The sequence below is a fragment of the Pseudomonadota bacterium genome, from assembly GCA_030859565.1.
In the GTDB taxonomy this organism is placed as follows: Bacteria; Pseudomonadota; Gammaproteobacteria; order JACCXJ01; family JACCXJ01; genus USCg-Taylor.
In genome coordinates this window covers 1-9,082 of the sequence record JALZJW010000145.1, presented here as the reverse complement: position 1 = coordinate 9,082, position 9,082 = coordinate 1, and the positions used below count along the sequence as shown (strand labels likewise).

The window sequence follows — 9,082 nt, the reverse complement described above, 5'->3', positions numbered from 1 at the left end:
AAGAACGTCTTGACTTATGAATGATAAACTTGTAAATAAGTTATATCATGAGCACGGCGTTGGATATGGCTATACAGGTGCTAGGAAGTCAAGCAGCCCTTGCCCGCCACTTGGGGATCCGCCCGCTCGCCGTCCAGCAGTGGACCATCACGGGGCGCCCCCGCGCAGCGCTGCCTTGCCGTAGAGCACGCCACCCGGGGCAGCGTCAGCCGCTACGCCCTGCGGCCCGATGTCTTCGGTCCCGCACCGCCCTTGACAACCGATCCCGACTTTAAGATTCGCCGGACCCGCGCTTCAGACCGCGGCGAGCCAGCGTGGCTGATGATCACGGAGCCTGAGATCCCCCACAGAGCGGCCACCGCACCCCAGAGACGTGCGGATTTTTTGCGCCTTTTCAACGGCCAGTCCCCGGTCTCTGTCGGGTGTGCGGCTAATAGAAGATCCGCAAGGGGAATACGCCCATCGGCTCTGTACGGTTTCAGGCACCCGGCGCCCTCATTTGAGCGTGCCTACCCTGAAGAACACAGAGGAGCTCCCGTGACCGCTCAAACGCTGCGCGCTACCGCGCCCACCTCCCTTCAGTTTCAAGCCCTGGCCGTTCGTGTCATCGTCATCGACGCTGCGCCGTGGTTCGCCGCTACGGACGCCTATGCGGCGCCCGGCAATTTTTGGAAGGGCGCCGGAAGAACCGGAACCGTTGCGGCGCTCGATGCCGATGGAAAAGGCACGCATAGCGTGAGCACCGCTCGGGGCCCGCAGGAGATCGCCATCATCAGCGGATCGGGTTTTTATACGCTCATCGTTCGGAGCAACAAACCGGAGGCTCGCCGATTCCGTAAGTGGGTCAGGAGCGAAGTCCTCCCCGCGATCTGCAAGCACGGCGGCTACAAGGCGCCTCCGTCCCTGCCCGCTACGATCAGGACCGAACAGCATGCACAACGGGTGTTCAGGGCTCGGTCCCTCGTCGCCACTTTCTGGGTTCAAAGACATCGCGAAACGTGCGTTCTTTGACCGGCTGCGAGCCACGCTCGGTGTGGGCCGCCTCGAGCATATCCCCGCGAACGTCTTTGAGCGGGCGCTCGGGATCTTCGCAGAGATCGAACCCGCGGTGAGGGACTATGCAACAGCACCCTACACGGGGGAAATGCGCTGCATTGAGAGCGTTATCTGTCCTCGCCGCAGCGCCACCTCGCGCTCCGGTCATCCCCGGGAGACAGTCATATGACGTTGCGGCTGGCCATCGTCTCGACGAAAGGCGGGGTCGGAAAGACCACCTTGACCGCCAACCTCGGTGCTCTTCTGGCAGACGTCGGCCAGCGCGTACTTTTGGTCGACGCCGATATCCAGCCTACGCTTTCGAGCTACGCTGGCCGAGGAGCAGCGATCGAAGTTGCTCGAGATCGCCGGGAAGTGTCCTGTTCACAGGACGCTCACCTCGGAGATCGACATCCGGACACGCCTGACCGAGTAGATGGAGCACCAAAATGGGCTCCCTGCCGATTCCTCGGAATCAGCCGAAAGATGGCATAGAATTTAACAAAGCCGTGCATGATCGATCCAGGCCGTAAGCTTTCAGGAAACGAAGGAGAACATTATGACAACGCGCTTCGCTGCGATCATCATCGGTACCGGGCAGTCTGGGCCGGCGCTCGCCGCCCGTCTTTCCGCGACGGGAAAGAGGGTGGCGATCATTGAGCGCAAACTGTTCGGCGGCACCTGTGTGAACACGGGTTGTATTCCCACCAAGACCCTGGTGGCCAGCGCGTATGCCGCTCATCTGGTGCGCCGTGCCGCCGAGTACGGCGTCACCGCGGGCGGCCCGATCAGCGTCGACATGAAGCGCGTGAAAGCGCGCAAGGACGAGATCTCCGGGCGTTCCAACCAGAGTGTCGAAAAGTGGATGCGCGGCTTGGAAAACGCTACCGTGTACCAGGGTCATGCACGCTTCGAAAGTCCTCATACGGTCAGAGTCAATGGTGATCTATTGGAGGGCGACAAGATCTTTATCAACCTTCCAGTTGCATAAATATTGGCGTTTAGGGGTTGAAAATGGCGGGGCAGATAGGGTTTCAGTGAGTTTTGGGCTTTAGGTGGATCGCACTGTGGGTGAAATCCAGCCATCCGGTAAATAGGCTGATCTTATGATCAATAAAATAGAGGAAGCGGTCTACACTTCGCGGTATAATGTGTTCGCGAAAACAATAACATCCGCGAAGGAGACCGCCTCTATGAAGTGTAGCAGATCCGAGGTTCACTGCAAGACTCACCGTCTTCCCGCACTGCGGTTTGAGGATAGCCGACTGACTTCGTTCTCGGGCTTGGTCCTCATCCAAGAGCTCTTTGTCCGTCTGGGACTGAAGGAGCGGCTGCGGCGCTGTTTTTGCCATCTCACGGTCAGCCCCATCTTCGGCTATCCCACCCTGGTACTGTGTTTGGTCGTGCACCTCTTGCTCGGATACCGGCAGTTGCGCGATAGGCGTTACTACGCGGATGATCCGCTGGTGAAGCGGATCCTGGGCTTGCGCCGCTTGCCCGATGTCGCCACCGTGAGCCGTGCGTTGGCGGGGGTAGACCAAGAGAGTGTCAGATGCCTGCAAGGGCTGCTTAGGGACGGGGTCCTTGCACGACTGGCGGCCCTTGAGCTTCCCCGGGTGACGCTCGACTTCGATGGCTCGGTGATTGGCACGGGGCGCTGGGCCGAGGGGACGGCGGTGGGGTTTAACCGCAAGAAAAAGGGCCAGCGCAGTTATTACCCGCTCTTTTGCACCGTGGCCCAAACCGGGCAGGTGTTCGATGTGCTGCACCGATCCGGTAACGTCCATGACTCCCACGGTGCCCGGGACTTCATCCTCGCCTGTATCGCCACGGTACGGGTCGCCCTCCCTGGGGTCTGCATTGAGGTGCGCATGGACAGTGCGTTTTTCAGCGATGAAATCATCGGGAGCCTCAACGCCTAAGGTGTGGAGTATACGGTGAGCGTCCGCTTCGAGCGCTTCGCCGAGCTCAAAGCGCGCATTGAAGCGCGCCGCTGGTGGTGGCGGATCGGGGCGGGGTGCGCCTACTTCGAGGCGCAGTGGAAACCTAAGGCCTGGAACGTTCGCCATCGTCTCCTCTTTATTCGCACGCGGGTAAAACAGCAATTCAAGGATCCCGTGCAACTCGATCTCTTCACCCCGCACCAATTCGGCTACGAGTTCAAGGTCATCCTCACCAATAAACGCCTTCGTGCCCACAAGGTAGTCGCCTTCCATAACGGTCGCGGGAGTCAGGAAGGCCTCTTCGCCGAGCTCAAATCCGACAATCAGCTCGATTATGTCCCCACCCGCACCTGGGGTGGCAACCAGATCTACCTGCTCTCGGTGCTCCTCGCCCACAACCTCGGCCGTGAGTTCCAGATGATCGCCCATCCGCCTTCGCGCACAACCCTAGAGAAACGCCCTGCCTTGTGGGACTTCGCGCGCCTTGGTACCCTGCGGTGTCGCCTCATCCAGCGCGCAGGCCGTTTGATCCGGCCCCAAGGACAGCTCACCCTCAGTATGTCCGCCAATCCAGCCGTTCGGGAGGAACTGTTGCATTACCTGGCGGCTCTGAAGGCTGCATGAGTTCGCCCAACAACCCGAGTTTTTGCAACGCTAGGGTCAACGTGGGCGGACGAGCGTTAGTTCCGCCCATGCCCGGGCTGGATCAGGTGCCCTATCTCACCAACTCCAGCATGATGGAGGTGGACTATTTACCTGAGCACCTGGTCATCATTGGCGGCAGCTACATCGGGCTCGAGTTTGGGCAGATGTACCGGCGCTTCGGGGCAGAGGTCACCATCGTCGAGAAGGGGCCGCGTCTGATCCAACGCGAAGACGAGGACGTGTCCCATGCCGTGCAGGAGATCCTGGAAAATGAAGGTGTGAATCTGCGCCTCAACGCCGAGTGCATGACTGCACGAAACCGTGGCGATCGCATCGCAATAGGATTGGACTGCGCGAGCGGCGATCGCGAGGTCGCGGGATCTCACTTGCTGCTCGCGGTGGGGCGGAGACCGAATACCGACGATCTCGGCCTCGACAAGGCTCGTGTGGAAACCGACGTGCGCGGCTACGTGAAGGTGGACGATCAGCTCCGTACGAATGTGCACGGCATCTGGGCGCTGGGCGACTGCAACGGCCGCGGCGCATTCACCCACACTTCGTACAATGATTTTGAAATCGTCGCCGCGAATGTGCTCGACAATGACCCGCGTAAGGTGTCGGACCGCATTGCGACCTACGGGCTCTTCATCGACCCGCCGCTCGGCCGGGCGGGCATGACGGAGGCCGAGGTGAGGCAGTCCGGCCGCAATGCCCTGGTCGCAACCCGCCCCATGACGCGGGTCGGCCGCGCGGTGGAAAGGCGAGGCCCAAGGCTTTATGAAAGCGATCGTGGATGCGGAGACGAAGGAAATCCTCGGTGCGGCCATACTCGGCGTGACCGGTGACGAAGTGATTCACTCGCTGTTGGACGTGATGTACGCGAAGGCGCCGTATACGGTGATAACTCGTGCCGTGCATATACATCCTACGGTTTCCGAGTTGGTACCCACGATGCTCGGCGAGTTGCGGCCGCTCGCGTAATCTGCGCGGGCTTTGCCGGTCGTTGCGGTGGGTACTTCGCTTTTATTCGACTGATGAGGACATCATAATGAAAGCTATTTGGAAAGGGACGGTGCTAGCGGAGAGCGACCGTGTAGAGACAGTGGAAGGTAATGCCTATTTCCCGCCTGATTCGATCAAACGGGAATATTTGCGCCCGACCGATGCCCACACCGTGTGCCCTTGGAAAGGGGTGGCGAGTTATTACGACGTGGTCAACGGCGCGGTGAACAAGGAAGCGGCGTGGTACTACCCGGAGCCGAAGCAAGCGGCGGCGAAAATCACGGGTTATGTGGCGTTCTGGAAGGGCGTAGAAATAACCTCTTGAGGCATATTTGCTGGGAAGACCCTTGTGTCGCATGAACCGGATCTTTTAGAGCTTGCGGCGGCCTGGCGTAGCGAAGGGCGGCAAGTCGCGCTCGCGACAGTGGTGGCAACCTGGAGCTCATCGCCGCGTCCGCCGGGCAGTCAACTGGTGGCGGACGATACCGGGCGATTCATGGGCTCGGTCTCAGGGGGCTGCATCGAGGGTGAAGTAGTGCGCCGCGCGCTGCAAGTCATTGAGAGCGGACAATCCGAACTGCTCGATTTCGGTGTATCCAACCAGGATGCCTGGTCGGTGGGACTCAGTTGCGGCGGTCGGATCCAGGTTTTTGTCGAGCGCATCGAATGAAGTCCCAGACCTTATCCGCACTGATAGAAGCGAATAAAGCGAAGGTCCCGGTCGCCCTGCTGACGCAGCTTCCCACCGGCGAGCAGATCGTCGTGGGGCCGCTGTCAACGCCCGATGGTGCTGAGATCGATCCAGGCGCGATCAGACGGAGCCGAGAACTGTTGGCCGAGGATCGCAGCGAGCGGTTCGACTCGGCTTCAGGGCCGGTCTTCATCCAGGTCTTCAATCCGCCGTGCAGGCTGATCGTGGTCGGCGCCGTGCACATCGCGCAGCCATTGGCGCACCTCGGCGCACTCGCCGGCTACGAGATCCTGATCATCGATCCGCGCGGTGCGTTTGCCGAAGCAGAGCGCTTCGCCGGACTCGGCGTCGATGCCCGCTGGCCTGACCTCGCCCTGGCCGAGATCACGGCCGATCGGCGGACGGCGCTGGTAACCCTGACCCACGACGAGACATGGAGAGCCAAAGGCGAAGTCGAGGAGCCCGCGATAGGCGCGCGTCGACGGGCGAAGCAGGAGACGCATCGCGCCGTAAAGTCAGTGTGGGAGCTGTGTCGCACCGCGCAGTGGTGCGACGCTGCAGACGCAGGACGAATCGCGGCACCAATAGCCTGTCGCGTCATGCGAGGGCATTTCGGGGACAGGACGGCCGAAATGCATCACGAGCATAGCGACACGCCAGCGATCCCAAGCTCGACGACCCGGCGCTAGCCTGGGCGCTGCGCTCGCCCGCATTTTTTATTGGCGCGCTGGGCAGTCGGAAAACCCACGGCAGTCGGCTGGACCGCCTGGCACAGCGCGGCTTCTCCGCAGCGGATTGCGCCCGCATCCATGGACCGGTCGGACTTAGCATCGGTGCGGTGACGCCCGCCGAGATCGCCATCGCGATCATGGCGCAGATCACCCAGGTACGGCGGACCGGGGCGTAGCGATGGGATTCGGAGCGGTCATACTCGCGGCAGGTCTATCATCGCGCATGGCGCCGGTGAACAAGCTGCTGAGGTCCTTGGGCGATCGGCCCGTCATCCGGCATGTAGTCGAGACGGCGCTGGATGCCGGTCTCGATCCGGCGACCGTGGTCGTCGGGCCCGAACGCGAAGCGCTTCGCGCGGCCCTGGAGGGATTACCAGTGCGGATCGTCGGCAACGACGACCACGAGGAGGGCTTGGCTTCGTCCATCCGTGCCGGGGTGGCCGCGGTCGCGGCGGATGTCGACGCCGCCGTATTTCTGCTCGGGGATATGCCCCTGGTCGCTCCTCGCCATTTGGGTCCACTGCTGGCCGCATTTGCCCCCGCTGAGGGCCGTAGCATTTGCATTCCCACGTATAGCACCAAGCGCGGGAATCCCGTGTTGTGGAGCGCGCAGTACTTCCCGCGCCTGTTGGAGCTACGCGGCGATCAGGGCGCGAGGGTGCTGCTCCACGAACTCACCGACCAGATCTTGGAAGTGGAAATGCCAGACGATGCCGTCTTGGTTGATATCGACACGCAAGCGGCCCTCGACGCGGTGCTAAGCCGGTTCGCGCAAGCGGAGGCTAAGGATGTCCATTGAAGAGCTCTATGCGCAGCCGATCCTGCAACTGGCCTGAGAAGCGCGCGATCGGGCGCCGGTGCAGCGTCCGACGGCCTGCGCGACGGTGCTGAGCAACCGCTTCTGTGGCGATGAGGTGCGACTCGACGTCCGCGTCGAGGAAGGCTTGATCCGCGAGATCGCTTGTTCGGTACGTGCCTGCGTGCTGTGCGAGGTCTCGGCACTGATCATGCGCCAGGCGATGATCGGCAAGGACGATTCCAGCCTTCCGCAGGCGGAACAATTCTTGAGCGATCTTGCCGGTGGATCGCCCGTTACGCCGCCCGCGGGCTGGGAGGAACTCGGTAAATTCGAACCGCTGCGGCGGTTCAAAAACCGCTTGGATTGCGTTCTATTGCCGCTGCGCGCGCTGCGGCAGGCGCTGTCGGATCAGCGACCGATATCAGCTAGCTGGTCTGCTTGGTAACACCGATACCTGGAGGACATAGTCATGGCCACACTTAAAATTAACGATGAGGACCACACGGTCGGCGTGCCGCCGGATATGCCCTTGCTCTGGGTGCTGCGCGACGTGGTGGGTCTGACCGGCACCAAGTTCGGTTGCGGCATGGCGCTGTGCGGGGCCTGTACGGTGCACGTGGACGGTACGCCGACACGCTCGTGTGTGACGCCGGTATCGGCGGTCGCCGGAAAGAAGATCACGACCATCGAGGCGATCGGCGAAACTCCGAGCGGCAAGAAAGTGCAGAAAGCCTGGCTGGATCTGGAAGTGGTCCAGTGTGGCTACTGCCAGTCGGGCCAGATCATGTCCGCGTCCGCGCTGCTGGCGAGCAATCCAAATCCTACCGATGCCGACATCGACGCGGCCATGGCCGGCAACCTCTGTCGCTGCGGCACCTATCCGCGCATCCGCGCCGCAATCAAACAGGCGGCGCAGTCTAAATCCACTGCTATAAAGGGAGCCTGACCATGAGTCTCGAACAACTGCTGTACGCTGCTGGTGGTGTTGAGTCCATATCCAAGGGCGGTATCTCCCGACGGACTTTTCTGAAAGCCAGCGCGGCCGCTGGCGGCGGTCTGCTGCTGAGCTTCAGCCTACCCGCGCTGATGCGTAATGCCGAGGCCGCCGAGACCCCCACGGCAAACACCTTCGCGCCCAACGCCTTTATCCGCATCGACCGTCAAGGGCGCGTGACCCTCGTCGTGCACCAGGTCGAGATGGGGCAGGGCACCTACACCTCCCTGCCGATGCTCCTCGCCGAAGAGCTGGAAGTGGATTTGGCCCAGGTCCATCTCGAACATGCGCCGCCCGACGATAAGCTCTATGCCAATCCGTTGGTCGGGTTTCAGGCGACCGGCGGCTCGAACTCGGTGCGTGGCGCCTGGGAGCCGCTGCGCCGTGCCGGCGCCGCCGCTCGCAGTATGTTGATGTCCGCCGCGTGCGCGACCTGGAAGGTCGATTCGAATTCCTGCCGCGCCGAGAAGGGCGAGGTGATCCACGTGCCGACCGGCCGCAAGCTCAACTACGGAGCCCTGGTCGATAAGGCAGCAACCTTGCCGGTGCCGGACCAGGTCGTGCTCAAGGACCCGAAGGACTTCAAGCTCATCGGTACCCCCGCCAAGCGCCTCGACAGCCAGGACAAGGTCAACGGCAAGGCCCAGTTCAGCATCGATGTGAAGGTCCCCGGTATGAAAATCGCCACCGTTGCCGCCTGTCCCGTGTTCGGCGGTAAGCTCGCCCGCGTCGATGAAGCCAAGGCGAAGGCGGTTAAAGGCGTACACCGGATTGTGCGCCTCGGCGACGCCGTGGCGGTGGTCGCCGATCATATGTGGGCGGCCAAGCAGGGGCTTGCCGCGCTCGACATCCGCTGGGATGAGGGCCCGAACGCCAAGCTCAGCACCGCCGATATCGTGCAGCAACTCGAAGCAGCCTCGCAGAAGCCGGGCGTGGTCGCGCGCAAGGAGAGCCCGGCCCAGGGCGATATGGCCAAGGTCATGGCCGGCGCCGCCCAGAAGGTCGAGGCGGTCTACCAGGTACCGTTCCTCGCGCACGCCGCGATGGAGCCCTTGAACTGCACCGTCCAGGTACCCGCGGGTACATCCGTACTCTTCCGCTTGCCGAAAAAGGGCGTTTATTCTTCCTAGCGCGGCCTGTGGCCGCAACCAAAGTGTTTCCCCTCACCATGATGGATTAGTATAGGGGCCGATGTCGGCCGACCATCGGGAGGGAGCGGGAAATGAAAGAGTTCATCCGCAA

9 protein-coding genes and 5 pseudogenes are annotated in these 9,082 nt (G+C 61.9%); all 14 read left to right on the top strand.

Annotated features, from left to right (window positions below; translation table 11 throughout):
* The first annotated feature begins 537 nt into the window (after positions 1-537).
* Positions 538-1,011 (top strand): hypothetical protein, encoded by a 474-nt coding sequence (locus M3436_17110; protein MDQ3565746.1) that lies wholly within the window; start codon positions 538-540, stop codon positions 1,009-1,011.
* A gap of 210 nt (positions 1,012-1,221) precedes the next feature.
* Positions 1,222-1,365: pseudogene (locus M3436_17105) on the top strand (ParA family protein).
* 1 nt (position 1,366) lies between these two features.
* Positions 1,367-1,471: pseudogene (locus M3436_17100) on the top strand (OsmC family peroxiredoxin).
* Between the two features lie 123 nt (positions 1,472-1,594).
* Positions 1,595-2,026: an FAD-dependent oxidoreductase gene (locus M3436_17095; GenBank protein MDQ3565745.1), complete on the top strand. Its 432-nt coding sequence runs from the start codon at positions 1,595-1,597 to the stop codon at positions 2,024-2,026.
* A gap of 202 nt (positions 2,027-2,228) precedes the next feature.
* Positions 2,229-3,602, top strand: a pseudogene (locus M3436_17090) (IS1380 family transposase).
* Positions 3,603-3,637: 35 nt separating this feature from the next.
* A pseudogene (locus M3436_17085) lies at positions 3,638-4,604 on the top strand (mercuric reductase).
* A 64-nt stretch (positions 4,605-4,668) separates the two neighbouring features.
* A complete protein-coding gene (locus M3436_17080) occupies positions 4,669-4,950 on the top strand; it encodes a DUF427 domain-containing protein (protein ID MDQ3565744.1) in 282 nt (93 codons plus the stop codon).
* A 24-nt stretch (positions 4,951-4,974) separates the two neighbouring features.
* The gene (locus M3436_17075) at positions 4,975-5,295 is read left to right on the top strand and encodes an XdhC family protein (protein MDQ3565743.1); all 321 of its coding nucleotides are present in this window, start codon (positions 4,975-4,977) and stop codon (positions 5,293-5,295) included.
* Positions 5,292-6,005 carry an XdhC family protein gene (locus tag M3436_17070; protein ID MDQ3565742.1) on the top strand — a complete coding sequence of 238 codons (714 nt, stop codon included), beginning with the start codon at positions 5,292-5,294 and terminating at the stop codon, positions 6,003-6,005. Before M3436_17075 ends, M3436_17070 begins: the two co-directional genes overlap by 4 nt.
* Positions 5,978-6,223, top strand: a pseudogene (locus M3436_17065) (XdhC family protein). Before M3436_17070 ends, M3436_17065 begins: the two are co-directional and overlap by 28 nt.
* Before the next feature lie 2 nt (positions 6,224-6,225).
* Positions 6,226-6,846: a nucleotidyltransferase family protein gene (locus M3436_17060; protein MDQ3565741.1), complete on the top strand. Its 621-nt coding sequence runs from the start codon at positions 6,226-6,228 to the stop codon at positions 6,844-6,846.
* Between the two features lie 58 nt (positions 6,847-6,904).
* Complete coding sequence (locus tag M3436_17055) at positions 6,905-7,291, top strand: hypothetical protein (GenBank protein ID MDQ3565740.1); 387 nt, start codon at positions 6,905-6,907, stop codon at positions 7,289-7,291.
* A 24-nt stretch (positions 7,292-7,315) separates the two neighbouring features.
* On the top strand, positions 7,316-7,792 hold the full coding sequence (locus M3436_17050) for a (2Fe-2S)-binding protein (protein MDQ3565739.1): 477 nt from the start codon (positions 7,316-7,318) through the stop codon (positions 7,790-7,792).
* 2 nt (positions 7,793-7,794) lie between these two features.
* Complete coding sequence (locus M3436_17045) at positions 7,795-8,970, top strand: molybdopterin-dependent oxidoreductase (protein MDQ3565738.1); 1,176 nt, start codon at positions 7,795-7,797, stop codon at positions 8,968-8,970.
* The last annotated feature ends 112 nt before the right edge of the window (positions 8,971-9,082 follow it).

Bases quoted from the DNA above. Each gene is read 5' to 3' on its own strand.
- M3436_17045 (MDQ3565738.1), top strand. From the start codon at position 7,795: ATGAGTCTCGAACAACTGCTGTACGCTGCTGGTGGTGTTGAGTCCATA.
- M3436_17095 (MDQ3565745.1), top strand. From the start codon at position 1,595: ATGACAACGCGCTTCGCTGCGATCATCATCGGTACCGGGCAGTCTGGG.
- M3436_17050 (MDQ3565739.1), top strand. From the start codon at position 7,316: ATGGCCACACTTAAAATTAACGATGAGGACCACACGGTCGGCGTGCCG.
- M3436_17070 (MDQ3565742.1), top strand. From the start codon at position 5,292: ATGAAGTCCCAGACCTTATCCGCACTGATAGAAGCGAATAAAGCGAAG.
- M3436_17060 (MDQ3565741.1), top strand. From the start codon at position 6,226: ATGGGATTCGGAGCGGTCATACTCGCGGCAGGTCTATCATCGCGCATG.